Source organism: Nocardia wallacei, from assembly GCF_014466955.1.
Classification (GTDB): domain Bacteria; phylum Actinomycetota; class Actinomycetes; order Mycobacteriales; family Mycobacteriaceae; genus Nocardia; species Nocardia wallacei.
Genome location: NZ_AP023396.1, coordinates 6,460,012 through 6,483,036, shown reverse-complemented (window position 1 = coordinate 6,483,036; position 23,025 = coordinate 6,460,012). Strand labels below are relative to the sequence as shown.

Annotated in this window: 22 protein-coding genes; 7 read left to right on the top strand and 15 right to left on the bottom strand. The window is 69.2% G+C overall.

Translation table 11 applies throughout. From position 1 onward, the window contains the following. Nucleotides 1–125 precede the first annotated feature (125 nt). Nucleotides 126–2,609, top strand: coding sequence for an MFS transporter (locus NWFMUON74_RS28755; protein WP_187684869.1), 2,484 nt, complete (start codon nt 126–128; stop codon nt 2,607–2,609). A gap of 8 nt (nt 2,610–2,617) precedes the next feature. Here NWFMUON74_RS28755 and lipB read toward each other — a convergent pair whose 3' ends face one another. Further along, a complete protein-coding gene (lipB, locus tag NWFMUON74_RS28750; RefSeq protein ID WP_187684868.1) occupies nt 2,618–3,253 on the bottom strand; it encodes a lipoyl(octanoyl) transferase LipB in 636 nt (211 codons plus the stop codon). Between the two features lie 66 nt (nt 3,254–3,319). Then, nucleotides 3,320–3,667, bottom strand: a complete 348-nt coding sequence (locus NWFMUON74_RS28745) for a DoxX family protein (protein WP_187684867.1) — start codon at nt 3,665–3,667, stop codon at nt 3,320–3,322. Nucleotides 3,668–3,821: 154 nt separating this feature from the next. On the opposite strand from NWFMUON74_RS28745, the gene NWFMUON74_RS28740 reads away from it, so the two are divergent. After that, entirely contained in the window at nt 3,822–4,331 is a 510-nt protein-coding gene (locus NWFMUON74_RS28740; RefSeq protein ID WP_187684866.1) for a mycothiol transferase, read from the top strand. Here the strand turns inward: NWFMUON74_RS28740 and NWFMUON74_RS28735 are convergent. From NWFMUON74_RS28735 to NWFMUON74_RS28725, 3 genes are all read right to left on the bottom strand, one after another. Beyond that, nucleotides 4,312–5,436: a DUF475 domain-containing protein gene (locus NWFMUON74_RS28735; RefSeq protein WP_187684865.1), complete on the bottom strand. Its 1,125-nt coding sequence runs from the start codon at nt 5,434–5,436 to the stop codon at nt 4,312–4,314. The genes NWFMUON74_RS28740 and NWFMUON74_RS28735 overlap by 20 nt on opposite strands. Before the next feature lie 171 nt (nt 5,437–5,607). Then, a complete protein-coding gene (locus NWFMUON74_RS36375; RefSeq protein ID WP_187684864.1) occupies nt 5,608–6,228 on the bottom strand; it encodes an aggregation-promoting factor C-terminal-like domain-containing protein in 621 nt (206 codons plus the stop codon). A 119-nt stretch (nt 6,229–6,347) separates the two neighbouring features. Continuing rightward, nucleotides 6,348–7,967, bottom strand: a complete 1,620-nt coding sequence (locus tag NWFMUON74_RS28725) for a DUF885 domain-containing protein (RefSeq protein ID WP_187684863.1) — start codon at nt 7,965–7,967, stop codon at nt 6,348–6,350. Between the two features lie 158 nt (nt 7,968–8,125). On the opposite strand from NWFMUON74_RS28725, the gene NWFMUON74_RS28720 reads away from it, so the two are divergent. Next, nucleotides 8,126–8,956, top strand: coding sequence for an SAM-dependent methyltransferase (locus tag NWFMUON74_RS28720; protein ID WP_187684862.1), 831 nt, complete (start codon nt 8,126–8,128; stop codon nt 8,954–8,956). A gap of 9 nt (nt 8,957–8,965) precedes the next feature. Here NWFMUON74_RS28720 and NWFMUON74_RS28715 read toward each other — a convergent pair whose 3' ends face one another. Further along, complete coding sequence (locus NWFMUON74_RS28715) at nt 8,966–10,672, bottom strand: BCCT family transporter (RefSeq protein WP_187684861.1); 1,707 nt, start codon at nt 10,670–10,672, stop codon at nt 8,966–8,968. 337 nt (nt 10,673–11,009) lie between these two features. Here NWFMUON74_RS28715 and NWFMUON74_RS28710 point away from each other — a divergent pair, with 337 nt between their 5' ends. Further along, nucleotides 11,010–12,140 carry a lipase family protein gene (locus tag NWFMUON74_RS28710; protein WP_187684860.1) on the top strand — a complete coding sequence of 377 codons (1,131 nt, stop codon included), beginning with the start codon at nt 11,010–11,012 and terminating at the stop codon, nt 12,138–12,140. 8 nt (nt 12,141–12,148) lie between these two features. On the opposite strand, the gene NWFMUON74_RS28705 is transcribed toward NWFMUON74_RS28710, so the two are convergent. The 7 genes from NWFMUON74_RS28705 to NWFMUON74_RS28675 form a co-directional block, all read right to left on the bottom strand. Continuing rightward, a complete protein-coding gene (locus NWFMUON74_RS28705; RefSeq protein WP_187684859.1) occupies nt 12,149–12,598 on the bottom strand; it encodes a MarR family winged helix-turn-helix transcriptional regulator in 450 nt (149 codons plus the stop codon). A gap of 30 nt (nt 12,599–12,628) precedes the next feature. Further along, nucleotides 12,629–13,489: a 3-hydroxyacyl-CoA dehydrogenase gene (locus NWFMUON74_RS28700; RefSeq protein WP_187684858.1), complete on the bottom strand. Its 861-nt coding sequence runs from the start codon at nt 13,487–13,489 to the stop codon at nt 12,629–12,631. Nucleotides 13,490–13,564: 75 nt separating this feature from the next. Further along, complete coding sequence (locus tag NWFMUON74_RS28695) at nt 13,565–14,113, bottom strand: hypothetical protein (RefSeq protein WP_425300559.1); 549 nt, start codon at nt 14,111–14,113, stop codon at nt 13,565–13,567. Further along, nucleotides 14,113–15,234 (bottom strand): hypothetical protein, encoded by a 1,122-nt coding sequence (locus tag NWFMUON74_RS28690; RefSeq protein ID WP_187684857.1) that lies wholly within the window; start codon nt 15,232–15,234, stop codon nt 14,113–14,115. Before NWFMUON74_RS28690 ends, NWFMUON74_RS28695 begins: the two co-directional genes overlap by 1 nt. Nucleotides 15,235–15,281: 47 nt before the next feature. Further along, nucleotides 15,282–15,680 carry a FixH family protein gene (locus NWFMUON74_RS28685; RefSeq protein ID WP_187684856.1) on the bottom strand — a complete coding sequence of 133 codons (399 nt, stop codon included), beginning with the start codon at nt 15,678–15,680 and terminating at the stop codon, nt 15,282–15,284. A 52-nt stretch (nt 15,681–15,732) separates the two neighbouring features. Further along, on the bottom strand, nt 15,733–17,208 hold the full coding sequence (locus NWFMUON74_RS28680) for a hypothetical protein (protein WP_197986927.1): 1,476 nt from the start codon (nt 17,206–17,208) through the stop codon (nt 15,733–15,735). A gap of 177 nt (nt 17,209–17,385) precedes the next feature. Further along, nucleotides 17,386–18,033, bottom strand: a complete 648-nt coding sequence (locus tag NWFMUON74_RS28675) for a TetR/AcrR family transcriptional regulator (protein ID WP_187684855.1) — start codon at nt 18,031–18,033, stop codon at nt 17,386–17,388. A gap of 162 nt (nt 18,034–18,195) precedes the next feature. On the opposite strand from NWFMUON74_RS28675, the gene NWFMUON74_RS28670 reads away from it, so the two are divergent. Beyond that, a complete protein-coding gene (locus NWFMUON74_RS28670) occupies nt 18,196–19,137 on the top strand; it encodes an oxygenase MpaB family protein (RefSeq protein ID WP_187684854.1) in 942 nt (313 codons plus the stop codon). Here NWFMUON74_RS28670 and NWFMUON74_RS28665 read toward each other — a convergent pair. Beyond that, nucleotides 19,134–19,364 carry a hypothetical protein gene (locus NWFMUON74_RS28665; protein ID WP_187684853.1) on the bottom strand — a complete coding sequence of 77 codons (231 nt, stop codon included), beginning with the start codon at nt 19,362–19,364 and terminating at the stop codon, nt 19,134–19,136. The two genes, NWFMUON74_RS28670 and NWFMUON74_RS28665, sit on opposite strands and share 4 nt — an antisense overlap. 237 nt (nt 19,365–19,601) lie before the next feature. Between NWFMUON74_RS28665 and NWFMUON74_RS28660 the strand changes: the two genes are divergently transcribed. Together NWFMUON74_RS28660 and NWFMUON74_RS28655 are read left to right on the top strand one after the other, a co-directional pair. Continuing rightward, a complete protein-coding gene (locus NWFMUON74_RS28660; protein ID WP_187684852.1) occupies nt 19,602–20,930 on the top strand; it encodes a lipase family protein in 1,329 nt (442 codons plus the stop codon). A gap of 90 nt (nt 20,931–21,020) precedes the next feature. Then, complete coding sequence (locus NWFMUON74_RS28655; protein ID WP_187684851.1) at nt 21,021–21,683, top strand: DUF1444 domain-containing protein; 663 nt, start codon at nt 21,021–21,023, stop codon at nt 21,681–21,683. Here the strand turns inward: NWFMUON74_RS28655 and NWFMUON74_RS28650 are convergent. Further along, entirely contained in the window at nt 21,670–22,884 is a 1,215-nt protein-coding gene (locus NWFMUON74_RS28650; protein WP_187684850.1) for a cytochrome P450 family protein, read from the bottom strand. The genes NWFMUON74_RS28655 and NWFMUON74_RS28650 overlap by 14 nt on opposite strands. Nucleotides 22,885–23,025 lie beyond the last annotated feature (141 nt).

Genomic DNA, 23,025 nt, shown 5'->3' with positions numbered 1-23,025 from the left:
TAGTTGCTGCGGGCAACTTGTTCTCTGAGGTAAACACATCTGCGCCAGGTTTACCGTGCTCCACCGGGCTCGACTGCAATAGCGAAACTCATTCCCGATAGGCCGAACCGAATCAGGGCTTGAACATGACCAATGCGGGCGCGCCGCTGTCGCACCGGCAGATTCTCACCATCATGTCCGGCTTGCTGCTGGGATTGTTCCTGGCGGCGCTGGATCAGAACATCGTGACGGTGGCGATCGTGCGGATCGCCAACAGTCTGCACGGATTCGATCAGCAGGCGTGGGCGACGACGGCCTATCTGATCACCGCCACGATCAGCACGCCGCTGTACGGGAAGCTGGCCGACATCTACGGCCGCAAGCCGTTCTACCTCATCGCGATCGGGCTGTTCGTCATCGGCTCGGCGGCGTGCACGTTCGCCACGTCCATGTATCAGCTCGCCGGATTCCGGGCGTTCCAGGGGCTCGGTGCGGGCGGGCTGATGTCGTTGGCGTTCACCATCATCGGCGATATCGTGCCGCCGCGGCAGCAGGTGCGCTACCAGGGCTATTTCATGATGGTGTTCGGCACCTCGACGGTGCTGGGCCCGGTGCTGGGCGGATTCTTCTCCGATTACGACCACCTGTGGGGCCTCGAGGGCTGGCGCTGGGTGTTCCTGGTGAACGTGCCGGTCGGGGTGCTCGCGCTGCTGGTGGTGGCGAAGGTGCTCAATGTGCCGCACGAACGGCAGCGGCACCGGGTCGACTGGTTCGGCGCGATCGCCCTGACGGTCTGTGTGGTGCCCCTGCTGCTGGTGGCCGAGCAGGGCCGCGGCTGGGGCTGGCAGTCGGAGCGGGCGCTGCTGTGTTACGGGCTCGGCGCGGTCGGGCTGGTGCTGTTCCTGATCGTCGAGGCGCTGATGAAGGATGCCGCGCTGATCCCGCTGCGGCTGTTCCGGAGTTCGACGTTCTCGATCACGATTCTCGGCGGGTTCATCGTCGGCATCGCCATGTTCGGGGCGATCTCCATGGTGCCGCTGTATCTGCAAGTGGTGCGGGAGTATTCGCCGACCAAGTCGGGGCTGATGATGCTGCCGCTGGTGCTGGGCATCATGATCGGCTCGTCGCTCGCCGGGGCGGTCACGAAGGCCACCGGCCGGTACAAGATCCTGCCCGTGCTGGGCACCTTCGTCATCGCCGTCGGCGCGGTGCTGTTCGCGCAGGTGCACTTCGACAGCCCGCTGTGGCAGCCGCTCGCCTACAGCGCGGTGATCGGTGTCGGGCTCGGCGGCTGCATGCAGACGCTGATCATCGCGGCGCAGGCCGCCGGACCGAAGACCGACATGGGTGTGTCCACGGCCGCGGCGACGTTCTTCCGGCAGATGGGCGGCACGCTCGGCGTCACGGTGTTCCTGACCATCCTGTTCAACCTGCTGCCGCGGCGGATCATGGACGCCTTCGGCGGGCAGCTGCCCCCCGGCTTCGACACCGGCGCGCTCACCGAATTGCAAAGCGACACAGCGGGCATCGGCGCCCTGCCCGCGGCGGTGAAGGAGCCGATCCTGATCGGCTTCACCGACTCGCTGGCCGGGGTGTTCTATGTGGGTGCGGCGGTGTCGCTGCTGGCCTGCGTGGTGCTGATGTTCATGAAAGAGATTCCGCTGCAGGACCCTTCGGAGACGGTCGCGCCCGAGCCGGATCGCGAGGATGCGCCGGTGTGGTCGGAAACCGCATCCGCGGGCCGGCACTCGCGGGCGGAGTCACATTCCGGCGTGCTCGCCGAAACCCGTGGCGGCGCGGCATTCTCGTCGTCGGGCACCGCGACGGCCGTGCTGCTGTCGGCCGAATATGCCGACGGCGAAGGACATTCGCTCGACGGCCGGGTCCAGCGTGAGGACGGCCACCCGATCCCGGACGCGGCGCTGACCCTGATCGACCAACGCGGACATCAGGTTTCGCGCGCCACCGGCGGCCCGGACGGCGGCTACCGGATCGAGGCGCCGGGGCCGGGTGGATACGTGCTGATCGTGTCGGCCGCCGGGCACCAGCCCGCCGCGGTCACTGTCACCGTGGGGGAGTGGCCGCAAGCGCTGGACATCACCCTGCTGGGCACCGGCGAGGTGTCCGGAGTGGTCCGGGCGACCGGGCGCGGTGACCCGCTGCCCGGCGTGACCGTCACGCTGACCGACGCGCGCGGTGAGGTGGTGGGTTCGGCCGTCACCGACGGCGAGGGCCGGTACGTGTGCCGCGGCGTCGTCCCCGGCGCCTACACCCTGGTCGCCGTGGCCGACCACAGACGGCCCACCGCAACCACTTTGACCGTGCCCGACAGCGGGCTGCTGCGCCACGACGTCGAACTGGGATCGACGGGCGCGCTGGCCGGTCTGGCGTGGGCCGACGGGCACGCCGTGCCGGACGCGCAGGTCCTGGTGCTCGACGCCCGCGGCAACCCGGTGGCTTCGGCGCGCACCGACGCCGACGGTCAGTACGTGGTGAACGATCTGCCGCAGGGTGAGTACACGGTGGTGGCCCGCGGCTATCCGCCCGCGACCAGTCGCGTGGTGGTCGACGGCGGCGAACTCACCCACGATGTGCGGCTGAGCTACGAGGAAGCGATCGACCTGCCCTGATCTCGGAATCAGGCGGCCTCGAAGGCGGCCGCCACCACCGGGCGGACCTGATCCATTGTGGCCGCACCGGTTTCGCGGGCGACGGAGGTCATGTCGACGTCCGGCAGGCCGCAGGCGACGGCCCAGCGCCAGGGCTCCAGATCGCCGTCCACGTTCAGCGCGAAGCCGTGACTGGTCACACCGCGACTCTGCCGCATGCCGATGGAGACGATCTTGCGGCCCGTCGCCACCGTCCAGACGCCGGTGAGCAGTTCGGCCCCGGGCGGGGTGTCGCGTCGTTCCGCCTCGACGCCCAGGTCGCCGAGCGCGGCGACCAGCCGGTGCTCGACCTCGCGGATGTAGTCGACCACGCCCTCGTCGGCGTGCAGCCGGACGATCAGGTACCCGACCAGCTGCCCGGGACCGTGATAGGTCAGCTGCCCGCCACGGGTGGTCTCGACCACGGGGATGTGGCGCGCCGGATCGGGCAGATGCTCGACCGGCGTGCGGCGGCCGATGGTGTACACCGGCGGATGGCTGAGCAACCAGAGCGTGTCGGGACGTTCGTCACGCTGCCGCTGCTCGACCATCTCCGCCATGCGCTCCATCGCTTTGTCGTAATCGACGAGCTCATCCCGAACCAGAGTCAACGGCCTAGACCTCATGCGCTCCATTATCGGCGCCGCCTTCGGCGTCGCGGTTCGCGGCCCTGGCGACTCGAACATGGGTGCTCAGGCGGCCAGCTGGAGGGCGAGGGCGGCTGCGGCGGGGATCAGGTACAGGACGGGGAAGGGTGTGGTCCTGTACGAGTGGGCGCGCAGGGTGGTGATGACGGCGCCGGTGAAGTAGAGGATCAGGGCTACTGCGGCGGCGATTCCGACGACCGGGATGAACAGGCCCACGATCAGGCCCAGAGCCCCCGCGCCCTTGGCGACGCCCAGCCAGTTCCACCACGAACGCGGCACGCCGTACCCGATCAGCGGGTCGACCACGAACTGCTTCCGCGTAAGCAGCGAGAACGACGAGAAGCCGATCCACAGGGCGGCCAGGACAGTGACGATGTAGTAGGCGACGGTCATCGGAATGCCTTCTTTCTCACACGATTTCGATCACCGGCGGGCCGGTTCGACTGGATGACGACGCAGCCGCGGCGACTGTGACATCGCCCTGTCGGTGCCGCGGAGTACGGTCGCGAATGCCGGATGACACTCAACGTGGAACGGAGATTCGACGATGACGAGTGCGGATGTGCTGACCGATGCCTACGAGCGAATTCGCGAGGTGGTGCACGAAGCGGCCGACGGCCTGGACGAGCGGGCTCTGACCCACCGGGTCGACCCCGCGGCGAACACCATCGCCTGGCTGATCTGGCACCTGGCCCGAGTCCAGGACGACCATGTCGCCGACGCCGCGCAGGTGGAGCAGGTGTGGACCGCCCAGGGCTGGTACGACCGGTTCGCGTTGCCGATCGGCAAGGGCGCCACCGGTTACGGCGACAGCGCCGCCGACGTGGCCCGCGTGCGCGCCCCGGCCGAACTGCTGACCGGCTACTACGACGCCGTCCACGAGCAGACCCTGCGCTACGTCCGCGGGCTCACCGACGCCGACCTGGCCCGCGTGGTCGACACCGACTGGGACCCACCGGTCACCCTCGGCGTGCGACTGGTGAGCGTGATCTCCGACGACCTACAGCACGCCGGTCAGGCCGCGTTCCTGCGGGGCGTCATCGAGCGGACGAGCTAGCCGCCGTCAGGCTGGGCTCCGTCGGCGAGTCGTCGTCGGTGGTCCGGCGGCGGCGGTTGTGGACGACGCTGGTGACGAACGCCGCCGCGATGATCGTGACCCCGACCATGCCGGTGACCACTTCGTTCAGGTGGTGTCCGGTGGAGTACAGCAGCACGACGGCGAGCGCGCCGATGGCCCAGTGCGCACCGTGTTCCAGGTGCACGTACTCCGACAGGGTGCCCTGCCGCACCAGGTACACGGTGATCGAGCGCACGAACATCGAGCCGATCAGGCCCAGTCCCAGGGCGATGATGATCGGGTCGGCGGTGATGGCGAACGCGCCGATGACGCCGTCGAAGGAGAACGACGCGTCCAGCACCTCCAGATAGAGGAAGACGAAGAAGGCCGCCTTGCCGGTGGCGACGACGATCGGGCCGGGCCCGGTGCGTTCCAGTTCCTCGTGCTCGTTGTCCAGCGCCTCGCTCAGGCCGTTGACGAGGATGTAGGTGACCATGCCCAGCGCGCCCGCGACCATCACGACGTCGGCGCGGTCGTCGGGCGCGGTGAAGCCCGCGATGCCGACGAGCACCAGCAGCGACACGACGGTCGAGAACATCGGGAACCGGCCCAGCCGCGCCAGCGGCTGTTCCACCCAGGTGAGCCAGGTGATCTCGCGCTCGCTGGTGATGAAGTCCAGGAACAGCATCAGCAGGAACATCCCGCCGAACGCGGCGATCTTCGGATTGGCCTCGTTGAGCAGCGTCTCGTAGCTCGGCCGGCCGTCGGAGAAGTAGGCCGCGCCGTCCGGCGGCGGGTTCAGGGCCAGCTCGAACGCCTTCACCGGATCGAGGTGTGCGGTGATGGCGACGATGACCAGCGGGAACAGCAATCGCATGCCGAACACCGCGATGAGCACGCCGACGGTCAGGAAGATCCGTTGCCAGAACGCGCTGAGGCGTTGCAGGACACTGGCGTTGACTACGGCGTTGTCGAAGGACAGCGACACCTCGAGAACACCGAGGATGGCCGCCAGGAGCAACGCCTCCGGCCCGCCGTAGATCAGCGCGACCACCAGCGACACCACTGTGACGATGAATGACAGGGCGAACACACGCACGAACATGCCGATGCCTTTCGCTGTAGCCCGACACCCGCGGGGGTCTTGTGGATCTCCACGAGTAGCGGAAGCCAGAGTGCCCGCAACCCTCACTCGATTGTTGCAGCCGAATGGAAGAAACGACAATCGGTACAGTTTGCGCGCCCGGGCCAGCCTACCCGGAACCGGTACCGGTCCTCAGTACCAGCCGTGGGACTGCCAGAACGCCCACGCGCCGTCCGGTCCGCCGTAGCGCTGATTCATGTAGTCGTAGGTCCAGCGGATCTGGGTGACCGGATTGCAGCACCAGTCCGGGCCGTGGGTGCTCATCTTGTGCGCCGGCAGCGCCTGACCCAGGCCGTAGGCGCCCGACTCCGGGTTGATCGCGAAGGTGTTCCAGCCGCTCTCCCTCGTGATGATGTTGTCGAACGCCGGGAACTGGTGCGGCGGGACGATGAAGCGGGCCATGGTCTTCGGGGCGAGGCGGAAGGCCGGGAGCACCACGCCCAGACCCATGCCGATCAGGTCGGTGACCGACGATCCCGCCGGGGTGCGTCCGGCGCAGATGTCCGGACCGGGCGCGCCGGCGGCCGTGGTGGCGGGCCGTGCGGCCGCGGCGGCGATACTTTCCGCCACCTCGGCCGCGGGCACCGGGGCGTGTGGATCGCCGACGGCGGCACAGGCCGGTGCGCGGGGCGAGAGGGAGATTCCGTCGTCGGCTGCGGCAACGGCGGCGCACACCGTCAGTGCACCGGTCAGCAACGCGGCGACGGCGATCCGTCCGACCCAGCGCATCGTGCGCGATCTCGGTTGCGGCATCGCGAGCACGCTCCTTTCGCGTCAACCTGCGAATCGGCGAAAAGCTGGTGGTGCGAAACGAGCAAACCATTAGTTAGCGATCCGGGCGGCGAGGTGGCCCGGCGTGTCCGTGGTTCGGATCAGGGCTCGGTCATGCCGAGCAGCGTCCGTAGGTGGCGGGGCGACGGAGAACCGTGCGCGAGCATGGCATCGTGCCAGCCGCGCACCGACACCGCGGCGGGCCGGGCGGCGGCGATGGCGGACATCTCGGTGTAGCCGACGAAGTAGGTCGACAGCTGCGTGGAACTGAGCTGGGCGCGCCGCCACTTGCCGGCCGCCTCGCCCTCCTCCTGGAAGCCGCGGCGGACCATCAGGTCCATCGCCTCGGCCTCGTCCAGGCCGTCGCAGTGCACCCCTTGATCGAGGATGGCGTTGATGGTCGTGCGCAGCAGCGACTTCAGCCGCTGCAGCCGCACCGGCACGCCGCCGAAGCCGCGCTCGGACATCAGTCGCTCGGCGTACACGGCCCAACCCTCGATGAAGGTGCCGCTGGCACACATCGCCCGCACCGCGGTCGCGCTGCGGAACCGGCGGGCGTGGGCCAGCTGCACGAAGTGTCCCGGCACGGCCTCGTGCACGGTGAGGTTGCGCAGCATGTGGTTGTTGTATTCGCGGTAGAACGAGGTGACACGCTCCGCCGGCCAGTCGGGCGGTGCGGGGGCGATCGCGAAAAAGGTTGGCAGATCGCTGGTTTCGAGCGGGCCGACCGGATCGCAGTAGGCGACGGCCACGCCCCGGGCGAATTCCGGCATCTCCTGTACGACCAGGGTGTCGTCCACCGTCGTCACCAGATCGTGTGCGGTGACGAAGGATTCGGCCTCGGCCAGCGCGGCCAGCGCGACCTCGACAACCGTGCTGTCGTCCGGGTGTTCGGCCGCGAGCCGGGCCAGCGCCGCGCGAACGGTGTCGTCGTCCGGTGCGGCGATGCCGAGCAATTCACCTGCGGCGTCGCGTATTTCGGCGGTGACCAGGTCCAGGTGGCGCCGGGCGCGGTCGAGCAGTTCGGCGGCGCTCAGTTCGGTGTCGAGGGTGTGCCACAGCTTCGCCTCCCACAACCGCCGGCCCAGCCGGGGGTCGCGGGTGGAACGATCGCGCTGGTCGGCCAGCCATCCGGTGAATTCCTCGAGTGCCGCGATCGCCGCCGCGCTCTCCGCGCCGATGTCCGCGCCGGGCGCCTGCGCGGCCAGTCGGGGCGCCTGCTCGCGGATCAGCGCGGCGACGCCGCCGAACTGTCCGATGGCGGTCTCGACGTGGATACGCGGGCATTCACGCAGCACGCCGCGCGCGGTGGCGAGCGCGTCGGGCAGCGCGGCCAGGCGGGCGGCGAGCAGTTCCAGGCGCTCCGGGGCCGGTGCGAACGGGCGCGCCAGCAGTGCGTGCAGCAGCGGGCCGGGGTTGTGCCGCAACGGGTTCCATTCGTGTTCGCGCGACTCGGTGAGCGCGAACAGCCGACTGTCGACATCCTGGTGCAGCAGCGCGTGGTCGACGCGGTCCTCCGGCGGCAGCTCCAGCTCGTCAACCTCGGCCAACGCGTGCGACGCGTCCCGCAGCATCGCCGTCTGCGCCCGCACCGCCTCCGGTGCCCAGTCCGGCAGCCGGTCGTCGACCCGGTGGTCGCCCGCGAACGCCGCCGTCGCCGGATCCACTCGCAGCACCGCGTCCACGATGCGTTCGGCCCGCTGTACGAAGGTCTCCGACATGCGCGCCACGGTACCTGCCGTAGCATGTAACTCGCCCGCTCCGGCTCGGTGCCTCCGCGAGTGGCATCACCCGAAAAGTGCGGTACCGATCCGAAATACGCGCGAATGCGAGAAACTCGGTGTCGGTGACCGGACCGACCACGTCAGGGGAGTTTGCGATGTCCCAGCCTTCCGCCTACCCCAGCGTCGTGCCGGTCGGTGTCGACACCAGCAGAGCCAGCGCCGCGCGCGTCTACGACGCCGCGCTCAACGGCAAGGACAACTTCGAGGTGGACCGCGAGGTGCTCGCGCAGGTCCGCACGGTGGCCCCGCAGGTCAACGATTTGGCTTGGGCCAACCGGGATTTCCTCATCCGCGTCTGCCGTTTCCTGTCCGGGCACGCGGGCATCGATCAGTACCTGGATCTGGGTTCGGGTCTGCCGACGGCGGAGAACACCCACCAGGCGGTGCAGCGGGTGCTGCCCACGGCCCGCGTGGTCTACGTGGACAACGATCCGATGGTGCTGACGCACGCGCGGGCGCTACTGGACGGCAATCCGGACACCAGCGTCGTGGGCGCCGACATCTTCCGCCCGCTGGAGGTGCTCGGGAACCGGGTGGTCCGCAGCGAACTGGATTTCGACCGCCCGGTGGCGCTGTTCCAGATCGGCACGCTGCACCACTATCTGGCGGACGACGGCGCCGCGCTGATGCAGACCTACATCGACGCCCTGCCGTCCGGTTCCTTTGTCGCCATTGCCCATTTCTGCAATCCGGAGACACCCGAACACGGCGAACTGGCCAAGCGGATGGAGGACAAATTCGTGCACAGCCCGCTCGGCAGTGGGCGCTTCCGCACGCCGGGGGAGATCCGGGCGTTCTTCGGCGATCTGGAGATGATCGAGCCGGGCCTGGTGCTGTGCGACGAGTGGTGGCCGGACGGCCCCCGCTTGGAGCCGCTGTCGCCGCCGCGGCACTGCATCATGGGCGGTGTCGGCCGCAAGCGGTAGGCCACCCGGCTAGGCGGATTCTCCGGTCTCCGGCGGCTCGTCCGCCACCGGCGTCACCACCACCGGCTCGGTGACCAGGCCGAATTCGGCCTCGTGCTGTTCGGTGCCGGCGAGCACGGCGTTCTCGATCAGCAGGGCGCCGTGCTGTTCGCGCAGGATGATGGGGTCCGAGCGCACATCCTTGTACAGCGCCACGCACATCAGGCCCATCACGACGGCGAACGGCAGCGAGACCACCGTCGTCAACGCCTGCAGCCCGTTCAGTGCGCCGTCCAACTTCGAGGCGTCGGCGATGACCAGCATGATCGCTGCGACCGCGCCGGTCGCGGCGCCCCAGAACGTCACCGTCACCCGCGACGGTTCCAGGCTGCCGCGTTCCGACAGCGTGCCCATCACGATCGAGGCGGCGTCGGCGCCGGACACGAAGAAGATCGCGACCAGCACCATCACCAGCGCCGCGGTCGCCGAGGCGATCGGATAGTGCTCCAGCAGGTGGAACAGCGCGAAGTTCGAGTCCACCGACCCGTTCGCCTCGGTCAGGTCGTGCGTCTCGCGCTGCTGGGAGATGGCCGCGCCGCCGAAGATGACGAACCACACCAGGCTCACCAGGCTGGGCACCAGCAGCACGCCGGTCACGAACTGCCGGATGGTGCGCCCGCGGCTGATGCGGGCGATGAACATGCCGACGAACGGCGTCCACGAGATCCACCACGCCCAGTAGAAGATGGTCCAGGTCGACAGCCACGCCTTCTCGGTGTCGCCGCCGCTGGCCGCGGTGCGCGAGGCCATCTCCGGCAGCCGGGCGATGTAGTCGCCGAACGTGGTCGGCAGCAGGTTGAGCATGAACAGCGTGGGGCCGAGCACGAACACGAACAGCGCGATGATCAGCGCCAGCACCATGTTGATATTCGACAGCCACTGGATGCCGCGGTCGATGCCCGACACCGCCGACGCGATGAACGCGATGGTCAGGACGGTGATGACGAGCACCAGTCCGACCTTGCCGATGGAATCGACCCAGCCGTTGAACTCCATGCCCGCGCCGATCTGCAAGGCGCCCAGACCCAGCGAGGCGGCCGAGCCGAACAGCGTCGCGAAGATCGCCATCATGTCGATGACCCGGCCGGCCGGGCCCTTGGAATGCCGGCCGAGAATCGGGCGGAACACCGCGGAGATCAGCTGCGAGCGGCCCTTGCGGAAGGTGCCGTAGGCGATGGCCAGGCCCGCGACGGCGTAGATGGCCCACGGGTGCAGCGTCCAGTGGAACAGCGTCTGCGCCATCGCCACCTCGGCCGCGGCGTCGGACTCGGCCTGGGCCGTGCCCGGCGGCGGCTTCACGAAGTGGGTCAGCGGTTCGGCGACACCCCAGAACATCAGGCCGATGCCCATACCCGCGCTGAACATCATCGCGATCCAGGACACGGTCTTGAATTCCGGCTGCTCGTCGTCCTCGCCCAGCGGGATCTTCCCGTAGCGGCTGGCGGCGAGCCAGACGACGTACACGACGAAGGCCGACGCGATCAGGACGAACAGCCAACCGGTATTGGTGATGACCCACGACTGCGCGTCCGAGGCGGCGGAGCCGAGGCTCGCCTGATCGAGGATGCCCCAGGCGACGAAGGCCAATGAGCCGATCGCGGTAATGCCGAAAACCACTCGATCCAAGCCGCGTTCGGGACGTCGCTCGAGAATCGGTTTATCGGTGTCTGTCGACATCGGTCCGAGTCCTTTCACAAAGTATGGGCGCGAGCTCGCGGCAACGCCCATTACCGGCTCGAGCAACCGTACAGCGTTCGCTCCGGCGGCGCAGCGGTGGCCGCTCCGATTCGTACGCGGCCGTATTCGGCGGAAACATGTCGTGCCGGGGTTTCGCGGCGCGATAATTGGGTATAGGCAAGGGGAATTCATCGATGTGAATGTCGTTGATTACAGCGCATTCTCGCGGCCGGATGCGGGCCCGTGATCCGATCGTGCGAGACGGTATGCCGATCGGTGTCTCGTCTTCTTGTTGGCACTGTGCCATCATGATCGTGAACAGTCGAAAGGCGGGTCAATGGTGACCGCACATGCCGTTACGGGGCCGATCGCGACGGTCGGCGAGGGCCGGCCCGGCCTGCTGCTGCAGGCCCGGCCGGTCCGCGCGTATCTTGTTCCGGGACTTCGTCTTCCGGCCCGAGCCTGGTGGATCCGCTATCTCACCACCACCGCGCAGGGCGAGCCGACCGAGGTCACCGGCACCGTGCTGGTGCCGTCCGCGCCCTACCGCGACGGCCCGCGCCCGCTGATCGGCTACGCCGTGGGCACCCAGGGCCTCGCCGACATCTCCGCGGCGTCGTGGCAGCTGCGGCGCGGGCTGGAGTACGAGTCGTTGTTCCTGGCCCAGGCGTTGCGCCGGGGCTGGGCGGTGGTGATCTCGGACTATCCCGGGCTGGGTAATCCGGGTTCGCATCCCTACGTGATGGGCCGCGCGCTGGGTCCCGCCGTGCTCGACAGCATCCGCGCCGCACGGCAAGTGGCCGAGGCGGGCCTGGAACCCGATGGGCCGCTGGGGATCTACGGCTATTCCGAGGGCGGCTGCGCCGCGGGCTGGGCGCTGCAGCTGCAGCCCGGCTACGCACCGGAGCTGACGCTGGACGGCGGCGCGGTCGGTTCCGCGCCGGCCGATCTGGAGGGGATGTTCGAGCACCACGACGGCGGCCGCTACGCCTTCTTGCTGTTCTACGCCCTGCTCGGCATCGACGCCGCCTACCCGGAACTGAACGTGCTGTCCCTGCTGAACCCGGCCGGGCGGGCGCTGGCCGCGGCCCTGCGCCGCACGCACGTGCTGCCGGGCGCGGCGCTGGGTATCGCGGGCAGCATGGTGCTGCCGACCCGCTCGGCCCGCTACGTGCGCCGCCACCCGCTGGAGGTGCCCGAGGTGCTGGCGCGGCTGCGGGAGAACCGGCTGGGCGCGATGCCGCCCGCGGCCCCCGTGCTGCTCGCCGGCGGCACCAAGGAACAGGTCATCCCGTTCGAGCAGATGACCGCGCTGTACCGGGACTGGCGCGGCCTCGGCGTCGACGCCACCTTCGTGACCATGGCGCGGGAGCATATCGGCGGCGCGTTCTCCTTCGCCCCCAAGGCTTTCCAGTTCCTCGCCGAGCGTTTCGCCGAGCGGGCGCTGGTCCGCGAGCGCACCGCCTGACCGGTGGATCAGGTTGTGCCGGGAGCCGTTCCGAAGAAGGCGGCGACCATGGCCTGCCCGGTCCGGCGCTGCCTCGGCTCCGCCTGCGCGCCGAACAACCGCTCGTCCACCTCCGTGACGACCTGCTCGGCGGCCCGCAGCAGCCGGGCGCCCGCGGCGGTGAGCTCGATCGTCGACGCCGATCCGGCGCGGGCCGTGCGGTCACGCACCAGGCCCGCGCCGGCCAGGCCCTTCACCGCGGTGTGCACGCTCTGCACGCTGATGCCCGACATGCGCGCGAGATCGCTGAACGAGGCGCCGGGCACCCCGGCGATGTGGCCGAGCAGTCCGAGCCGGGCGATGGTGAGATCCAGCGGCGCGAGCGCGGCGCCGAGTTCGCTCTCGACCCGTTTGGCCAGCGTCAGTATGAGGATGGAGGCGCTGGTCGCGGGTGGCCCGGGGCGGTCGTCGGTCGGCATCCCACCAGTTTCGCCTATCGCCGCGGGCCGCTAACCGGGGTACTTGTAGAAGCCCTCGCCGGTGGCCACGCCCAGCTTGCCCTTGTCGATGTACTCCGATTTCAGCCACGAGGCCAGCCGCTGCGCGCCCTCGTCGCCGTTGACGAGGATGTTGTAGGGAGTGGTGAGCCCGACGACGTCGAGAATCTGGAACGGGCCCATCGGCGCGCCCGTCGCGATCCGCCAGGTCTTGTCGACGGCTTCCGGTTCGGCGTAACCGCCTGCGGCGAGGGCGATTCCGGAGTTGAGGAACGGCACCAGCAACGAGTTGAGTACGTAACCCGCCTTCTCCCGGTGCAATTCGATCGGCACCATCCCGATCGCATCGGCGAATTCGACCACCGCCCGGTATACGGCCGGATCGGTATCGGCGGTGCCCATGACCTCCGCGGTATTGAATTTCCATACCTGATTCGCGAAATGCAGCGCCAGGAACCGGTCCGGGCGGCCGGTGAAATCCTTCATGTCGCTGGGTAGCAGGGTGGAGGAATTGGTGGCGAAAATCGTTCGTTCCGGGGCGGATTCGCCGATCTTGCGGTACGTGTCCTGCTTGATGGACAGCACCTCGGGCACCGCCTCGATCACCAGGTCGGCCTCCCGGACCGCCGCCGGGAGGTCGGCGGTCAGGGTGATGGCCGCCGCGGTGCGCTCGGCCTTGCCGCCGGCGGCCCCGGGTACCTCCTGCCCGTAGGTCGCCACCAGCTTGGCGAACCGCTCGCGCGCGGCGGCCAGGGCGTCGTCGCCGATGTCGTAGGCGGTGACGACGAACCCGCTGAAGGCCGTCTGGAACGCGATCTGGGAGCCGAGCACACCGGTGCCGAGTACGGTCACCTTCCGGATCTCGATGGTCATCGTCTTCTCCTCAACGTGCGTGTGGTCGAGGCATACCGGATCAGGACGAGAACTCCGCAGCCAGCGTACTCGTCCCTAGGCGACCGACGCCGGTTCGCGGTCGTGGCGGCGGGTGCGGCGCCAGACGTAGGCCAGGAAGATCACCAGTCCGAGCAGGGGGAGCGTACTCAGCGCCCAGCTCAGTCCGAGGGGTGGGCCCGGCTGGCGCAGGACGGCCAGGTCACGCAGTTCCCCGGCGCCGTGCCCCTGCGGGCCGTCGATCTCGAAGCGGAAGGTCCAATCGCCCTCGCGGTCGAGGGATTGGACGTCCAGCCCCCAGACATCGCGCTTGCGGGGATGCCGGGACAGCGGGTCGGGGCGGAAGGCGCGGCCGTCCGGCCTGACGACGCTGAGCGTGCCGGATTTGTTCTCGATGCCGCCGTCGGGGATGAAGGTGAAGTCCAGCGATTGCATCGCGCGCAGCGGCCAGGTGCTGAACCCGACCGTGATCCCGTACGGCCCGGCCTGCACGTGTTCGGTGTGCACGATGTCGACCGGTTCGTACGCGCCCGCGCTACCGGCGGGAACGGTGGCCAGGCCCACGGCGAGCAGCAGGACGGCCGCGGCCGAGCGCAGTCGGGTGATCACGCGCGGTCTCCTTCCGCGGCGGCGAGCCGCAGCATGACGCCGAATCGCCGGCCGAGGAAGCCGCCGAGGGCACCGAGCACGCCACCGGCGATCGCGGTGGCGACGATGACGGTCACGGCGGGCAGCCGGGCGTCGCGGATGAGGACGGTCTGCCAGGGCGCGCAGACCGCGATGACCAGCCCGCCGAGCCCGCCGGCCAGGCCGGGAAGCACCGACCCGGCTCGTCCGGCGTCGCGCAGCAGCAGATCGATGCCGACGCCCACCGGCAGCAGGCACAGCGGAACCAGCGACGGCGTGGAGGGAATGATCCGAATATTCTCGCGCATGGGCAGATCCACGAAGTCGGCGTAGGTCTGCGCCGCCCACGGCGCGAACCACCAGAACAGGCCCTGCAGCAGCGCCGCGGCGGCGGCTGCCACGGTCGCGCCCCAGCGGTCGAATCCAGCGCCGGTCGTCAGCAGGAGCACGACGATGAAGGCGGTGACGGCCGTGGTCCACCGCACGGTTCCGGTGGACAGCTGCTGCACGGCCAGCGCGGTGATCACACTGGACACCACCAGGTGCCCGAGGCTCGCGAGCGTGCCGAGCCGTCCCCACCGGTGCGCACGGGCGGCCGCGAACACGATCACCGTGCCCACCGAGGTCACGGTGCTGGACAGGAAGAGCCCGATGTGCGGTGGCGAGTCGATCACCGCGTCGAAGCCGTAGAGCGAATGCCACCACAGGTCCCACAGCCCGTACAGCAGGAACGACGCCGCGCCGAGGCAGGTCACGAGATAGCCGAGCGGCGCGGTGAAGGTGCGGCCGAATACGCCGATGCCCGCCCCGCCGAGTTCCGACACCACCGGGCGCCCAGCCCGCCCGGCCGCGGTAGTGGCGAGAATGACAGCGAGACCGGTGAATCCGGCGATGGCGGCGCTGGCGTAGATGAACAGGTGCGGCAGGGTGAAGAAGGTGTCCGGGCCCACGTCGGCGTGCCACTGGATGTCCCAGGTGGCGCCTACCGCCCAGGTCATGGTGGCGAAGAACAGGACGGACGCGGGCAGCCACGGCCGGATGCCGGTGCCGCGGGCGGTGACCGGCGCGCTCACCCCCGCTGCGGAGACGGTCAGATCCATTGGGCTGCTCCAGTTTTCTCGATTTCCATTGTCGCTACGACTCGAATTCAGGTGGCGCTGACGGAGAAGGTGGCGGTGCCCGCCCCGGCCGGACCGGACAGCTCGACGGTGATCTCCCACTGTCCGGACATCGGCAGCTCCAACTCGGCGCGATAGCGGCCCGGCCCGGTCGCCGCCGCCGCGACGGGTGGCACGGCATGACCCATCTGCGGCATGGCGGGCGCCACGGTAACCCGGCTCGGTTGGGCGGGCGCGGACTCCCGATCGGTGATGTCGAATTCCACCGCGTTGGCTCCGGGATGCAACGCACTCGCCAGCCGGATCAGGTAGGGCCCGGCGGGGATGCGCTGCGATGTGTTCTCGCTTCTCGGCCACAGCAGCCAGGCGGCGACGCCCGCGGTCACGGCCAGTAGAGCCGCGGCGAGGAGGATCGCTCGTCTGTTCACCGGCGTACCTCCGCCCGGCGCTCGCTGCCCGGTCGGCGGGCGTAATCGATTGTCATTGCGGTGCACCGGCTTTCACGTCGACCACGGCGGGCGCGGTCAGTACGGAGTAGCCGCGTTCGGCTTGGGCCCAGACCAGGTATCGGCCGGGCAGGGGGAAGGTGTAGGTGAAGGAGATGTCGGGGCCGTAGGCGGCGACGGTCTCGTCCGGCGGCTGGGCGCCCGGGGCGGGCATCGACGCCATGGCGTGCGCGTGTGCCCAGATCGGTGCGGTGGTGGCGGCGGTGCCCGCCGGGACGCCGTCGGGCAGCGGGCCCACGGCGATGAGGTGGCCGAGCATGCCCAGCCAGAGTTGGAGATTCGCGGGCCCGCCGAAGCGGGCGGTGAGGATGCCAGGGACGCCCGCGACGAGATCGGTTGCGGTCGAGACGTTTCGGGCGGGTTCGTGGGTGCGCTCGGACGGCCCGGGACTGCGGGTCGGTTGCTCGCCTGTGGGCTGTGCGACGGCGGTGGTTCCCGGTGCGGCCGCGGCGGAGACACGGATTGCCGAGCGCAGCAACTGAACTCCGCCGCCGCGGCGGGAGAGTTCGGCGGCGACCGCGTAGTCGCCGGGTTCCGGAAGCGTGAGCCGGACCTCGAAAACGCCGGGCGCGGTGCGGATCGGGTGCCGATGCCAGAGCCGGTCGGGCGGGCCCACCACCATGAGGTGCACCAATGCGTCGTCCGCGACCAGCAGATCGTCGACCGGACGGCCCGTGGCGCCATCGGTCAGCGACAGGACGAGATCCACGGGCCGTCCCGCGACCGCCTCGCCCCGGACACTCGGCGTCAGATTGACCGGCGGCCGTGAGTAATTCGTCGTCATCGGCAGAGCTCGCTCGGGATACGGATCACCGACGGTGGCCGACGTCGGATCCAGCAGGCTGCCCGTGGGGCGCGGCGGCGGGGCGCCCGAGGAGAGCACGGCGCCCGTGATGCCGACGGTCAGTGCGGCCACCGTCGCACCGGCGGGCAGCAGCGTGATCCATCCGCGCTCGGACACCAGGGCTGTACCGATGGAGACCAGCAGCAGCGCGCCCGCCGCGAAGAAGCCGCCGTACGCCGCGCGCTCCCACGGCGTCACGACCTGCGCCGCGACCACGAACGGAATCCGCGCGGTGCGCACGCCGTCGCCGACGCTCAGCTCCCACGGTCCCGCGTGGTCCACGCGCAGCGTCGCCGGATACGGACCGGCGCGCTCACCCAGGTCGACGGTGGTGGACGAGCCGGGGCCCGCGCGGTCGACGGGAAGGGCACCGAGCGCGAGAGTGCCCGGGGCAGTACCGGTATGGGTGATGATGTCGACCCGCAGCGGGCCGGGAACCGGCTGCGCCCGCCGCACGATCACCGTCAACTCTCGATCGCCCAGAGATTGCGCGACGGCGAGATCGGCTCCGGTCGCGGCGCCGTCGGCGTGGGCCACCGGTCCGCCGAGCAGCGCTGTCAGCAGGCAGACCCCGATCATCGCCACCGCGGCGCGCACGCTCCGCATGTCAGCGATGGCTGCGGACCGCCGCGGGCGCCGCATGCCGCGCCTCCGACCGCCGCACAGCTGTCGGCCGGCGGAGATGGGTGAGGCGAGATGTCGAAAGCGGCTGCACCAGACCGATTATGCCGTGCCCGGCAAGCGGTTTCATCGTCCGATTCCCGCTGGCAGCGGTGTGGTGGTTCAGGAATCCGGGCGCAGTAGCAGGCCGACGATGGACCGGACGAAGTCCTCCAGCCGCTGCCTGGGGTATTCGTCGGGCTCGGAAACCGCCAGGCGGCCGAGCATTTCGGCGACGGTCAGCAGCGCGTTGACCAGCAGCGCGGAATCCACGTCCGCCCAGCGCGGGTCGAGGGTCGCGCCCATCCGCACCAACGCCTCGGCCTGGGCGAAGATGCCGGTCCGGGAACTGCGCAGCGCCGCCCGATACTCGTCGGGCGCGCTCCCCGGACTCGTCAGGATCAGGCGCCAGCGAGTCGGATTCTCCAGCACCACACCGACGAACGTCTCGACCGCGGCCGAGGCGGCGACCACGGGGTCCGCGCCGACCAGGTCGGCGGGCAGCGTGTCGGCGACCTGTTCCAGCCCGCGCTCACGCTCGCGTTCGAGCAGTGCCGACACCAGTTCGGCGCGCGTGTTGAACACCGTGTACAGCACGGGCTTTCCCACGCCCGCCGCCTGGGCGACGGCCTCCATGCTCAGTTCGTGCAACTCGACCCGGCCGAGCACCGCCAGCGCGGCGTCAAGCACCTGTTCGCGGCGTTGTTCCGGAGGCAGGCGGGGCGCGTAACGGCGGCGGGGTCGCTCGGTCGCCGGGCGCGGTTTGGTCACAGCCGTCTCACCTCCACCCGGTCCATAGTGTCAGCTCGGGCCGTCGGAGGGGGTCAACCGTCCCGAAATAGAATATTACGCACACGTTGTATTCGCTGGGCGCAATTGCTACGGTGGCGTTGTATTCGCCGCCAGGGCGGGTCAGCGCACGAAGGAGCAGCCATGGGCTTCGATCCGACCACCCTTCGCCGGGACGACTACGGGTTCTTCGGGCCCGGCTCGCCGAGCTGGAAGGTCTGGACCTCACCGGCCGCGGTGATCGGTTTCCAGCGCGCGGTGGTGCTCGAACACTTCGATCCGTTCCTCACCGCGGCGGTCGCCGACGCGCGCGGCATGTACACCGATCCGCGCAGCCGGCTCGACAACACCTTCGCCTACTTCCTGATCGTGGCGGTCGGTGACGGCCGGACCGCGATTCAGGCGTCGGAACATCTGCGGCAGGTGCACGCGAAGATGACCGGCATCGAGCCGATCAGCAAACAGCGCTACAGCGCGAACAGTCCCGAGACCCAGCTGTGGATTCATCTCACCGGCTGGCATTCGGTGTTCAAGGCCTACGAGAAGTTCGGGCCCGGACTGAGCCCGGAGGAAGAGGCGCGCTACTGGGAGGAGTGCGCGATCGCGGCCGAACTGCAGACCTGTCGCTCCGAGGACGTGCCCCGCTCCCGCGCCGCACTCCGGGAGTACTTCGAACGGGTGCGCCCGCGACTGTGCACCTCCGAACGGGCGGAGGAGGGCATGCACCATCTGCTGTGGACACCGCGGGGCAACGGCGCGGGATGGTCCTACTATTTCGGCAGCCGCCTGCTGTCGCTGGCCTCGGCCGCGATCACGCCGCGGTGGATGCGCCGACTGGGCCGCTACGACCGGCCGGGCATCGTGGATCTCGCCGTGACGTTGCCGGCCCGCGTCATCGTCTGGCTGGCGACTCTGTTCGGCTCATTCGGCCTCATCAAGGGTGCCCCGCTGATCGCTCCGCTGGCGGGGCAGATCCTCGAGCAGCATCTGAAGATGGAGCCGCCCGCCGTGGCCGAGACGCTCACTCCGGCCGCGGCGCGCGCCCGCTACGGCCGCCGGGCGGCGACGATCGCCCAGGCGAGTTAGCGCGAAAGACGCTCGCGCAACAGGTCCTTACCCTGTTCGGCGCCCTTGCGGCTCTCCGCCTGGGCGCGGCGGAAGAAGTCGGCGAGCTCGGTGTCACCGCTGCGCTCGGCGTCGGCGCAGTAGTTCTCCATCCGCAGGGCATTGCTCAGGCACGCCTCGGTGAACCAGATCAGGTTGTAGTCCTTGTCGAGGGTTCCGGTGGCATGTCCCGTTTCGCTCTGTGTCATCGCAGTGCTCCCATCTGTCGTGTGCCAACGGGTTCTGCCCTCGCGCTACCCGCGACACCCGGCCCGAAACCCGAACGATCAGCCCGGCGCCCCTCGGTTGTGCATTCGAACAAAGGGGTCTCGCCGCAGTCGAATTTCTGCCGATGGTGGCCCGGAACGGGCGATCGTAGGGTCACAGGCAATGGCTATGTCGGCCGCGGTCGCGGAATACGGAAGGGTGGATGGGGTGTGTTGTCGATGAGGACAGCGTTGCGGCGGCTGTTGCCGCTTGCCATGGCGGGTGCGCTGGTGGTCGGCGGGGGTGGGGTGGCCCTCGCCGATTTCCCGCCGTCGTTTCCGCCGGATCAGAATCAGCTGCCGCAGTTGCCGCGCGAGCCGGATATCTACGACGCGCTGCCGATCCCGGTGCCGGACAAGGATTCCTGGTACGCCGATCCGCCGAACCTGGCGGAATTGCGGCCCGGCGACATCATTCGCACCCGGGAGGTGCAGACCCGGCTGCTGGGTATTCCGGTGCCGGTGTTCAGCAAGCAATTGCTGTTCCGGTCCACCGATGTGCACGGCAATCCGATCGCGACGGCCACCACCGTCATCGTTCCGGGGATTCCCTGGGTGGGCAGTCCGCGGCCGGTGGTGTCGTTCCAGGAGGCGATCGACTCCACCGATTCGGCCTGCAATCCCTCGCACACGTTGCAGACCGGGACGTTCAAAGAGATTGCGCTGGCGCAGTTCTGGATCGCGCAGGGTTTCGCGTTCAACGTGCCCGATTTCGACGGCAAGTTCAACACCTTCAACACCTACGACGAGGGCCATATGGTGCTCGACAGCTTGCGCGCGATGAAGAACGACACGGCGCTGGGGCTGCGTGATTCGGCAATCGCCATGTACGGCTTCTCCGGCGGCGGCTCGGCGACTGCCCGGGCGGCGGAACTGCGCCGCAGTTACGCGCCCGACGTGCACATCGCGGGCGCCGCATTCGGCGGTGCGCCACCGGATCTGGCGGCCATCGCCGACTATGCCACCGTGCCGCGGCCCGGGGTCACCGGGATCAGCAGTTTCACCATGTGGCTGGGCGCGGCCGCACTCGCCCGGGAGTTTCCCGCCGAATTCGATCCCCGGCGCCTGCTGAACGCGGAGGGACGGCAGATCATCGCCGATCTCGACAACCGCTGTGTCTACTCCGCCGCGCTCACCGGTATGTACCGGCCGATCAGCGAGTATTACGCCCCGGGTTCGCTGGGCCTGAACGATCCGGCGATCCAAGCGGTGCTGCGTGGTCAGAGCCTCGGCAAGCACATTCCGGATATCCCGCTGCTGTGGTGGAACGGGGTGTGGGACGAGCTGATTCCGTCGTCGATCGTATTGCCGACGGTGAACGACTACTGGCAGCGCGGCGCCGATCTGCGCTACTACACCATGCCGCTGCCCGAGCACCTCACCAACGCCGTCGCCGGCTGGCTACCGGCGACGGCGTGGATCAGCGCGCTGCTGCGTGGCCTGCCGCCGGGGCCGAAGTTCAAGTTGGACTACCCGTCGCCGCTGCCGCCCGACTTCCCCGGCGCCTGACCGGGTCCCGATTCCTCGGCGCGGTAGGACACAATCGAGGTCTCGGGTGGACGTGGCGCGCGTCCGCGATCACGGAACGGGAGCAGCGAAATGTCTGTCGCACACCATGATCGGCTGCGGCTCGACCACACCGATTTCGCGACGGTGCGGCCGCTGATCCGGACCGGGCTGTACTCCACCGCCGCCACCGGGCCCGATGTGGTGCGGCGCGTGGTCGCTCCGGGACTGATCCAGCGGGTGGTGGTCGACCGCGACGGCACGGTCGTTCCCGTCACCTTCGACATGCTGCGGAGCTGGCCGATCGGCGAATTCGAACTGTTCACCCTCGCCGAACACAACGTCCGTGCCGCGGGCGGCGTTCGAATCCGCCACGGCGACTTCGACGTACCTCTCGCCGCGGGCCTGCCCCCGATGGCCATCCTGTCCGGCCCCGCGTACCTGACCGCCCATGCCCGCTGGCTCGGCGACCACCCCGTCACCGGTCCGCACGGCGCCGTCCTCATCCTCCCCTCCGAGCAGCACATCTACGCCTACCCGATCATCGGCCCCGAATTGGCCGCCTCCGCGACGGTGCTGGCCCAACTGGCCCGCGTCTGCCACGCCGAAGACCCCCACCCCCTGAGCCCCTGGGTCTACTGGTGGCGCGACGGCACCCTCGACCTGGCCGCCACCACCATTCACCGAAACGACGAAACCGAGCTGAAGCCCACCGACCGGTTCCGCCACTTCGCCACCCTCCTCAGCGAGGAGTGAACCGGACGGGGAGGGCGGTGAGGCCGCGGATGAGAAGGCTCTTACGCCAGGTCAACGCGTCGAAATCGGTGTCGAGGGAAAGATGGGGGAGGCGTTCGAGGAGGCGGGTCAGGGCTATCGTCGCTTCCATTCTGGCCAGGGCCGCCCCGAGGCAGAAGTGGATGCCGTAGCCGAAGGCCATGTGACGGTGGTCCGGGCGGGCGGGGTCGAGGTGTTCGGGGTCGGTGAAGCGCCGCGGGTCGCGGTTGACCGCGGCGAGGGAGATCATGATGAACTCACCGGCGTCGATGTCCTTGCCGCCCAACGTGATCGGTGCCGTGGTGTAGCGGGCGGTCGCCAGGTGCACCGGGCCCTGGCAGCGCAGCAGTTCCTCGAGATAGCCGGGGATCTGTTCGGGGTCGGAGCGCAACCGCTGTGCGGTCGCCGGGTCGCGCAGCAGTTCCAGCACCGCGTTGCCGATGAGGTTGACCGTGGTCTCGTGCCCGGCCGCCAGCAGCAGCAACATCAGCGAGATGAGTTCCTGCTGGTCGAGGCGGTCGTCATCGTCCTTCGCGACGATGAGTTCGGAGAGCAGGTCGGCGCCCGGGGCGTCGCGGCGCGCGGCGATCAGCTCGGTGAGGTAGGAGAAGAAGCTCACCCCGGCGCTGGTGCGTCTCTCGATCGGCGCCGAATCATCGACGATAGTCGCTGTCCAGGACCGGAATTCGTCCTTGTCGCGGTCGGGCACCCCGAGCAGTTCGCAGATCACCGCGATCGGCAGCGGAAAGGCGTAGCTGTCCAGCAGGTCCGCGGTGTCGCCGGTGGTCATGGCGTCGAGCAGCTCGTCGGCGAGTGCGGTGATCCGCGGCCCGAGATCGCGTACCGCGCGACCGGCGAAGGCGGGTGCGACCAGCCGCCGCAGCCGGGTGTGCTGCGGCGGATCGGCGAAGAGCATGTTGTCGTTGATGACGCCGTCGAACTGTCCGGCGGCGCCGTTCGCGGCGAGCACCGCCCGGCCCTGCGGCGAGCCGATCCGCTTGCTGATACTCAGCTCGGCGAAGGCCTGCTTGGCCACGTCGTAGTCGACGATCAGCCAGCCGAGCACGCCGTCGAGCCGGATGCGGTGGACCGGGCCGCGGCTACGCAGCTCCCGGTAGGTGGCGTGCGGGTCCTGATAGAACTCGTCGGTCAGCTCGAGGATGTCGGATTCCACGTCCTGCATTTGCCCTCAGTCCTTTCGACGTCTCAGCGGATGAACACGGCCGATGCCGTGCGAACCCGGGAAACGATCGGCGGGGCCAGGCATCGATGGAAAGGGTCGAGCGGCGGCGACCGTAACAATGCCGGGATGAGGACGAGAAAT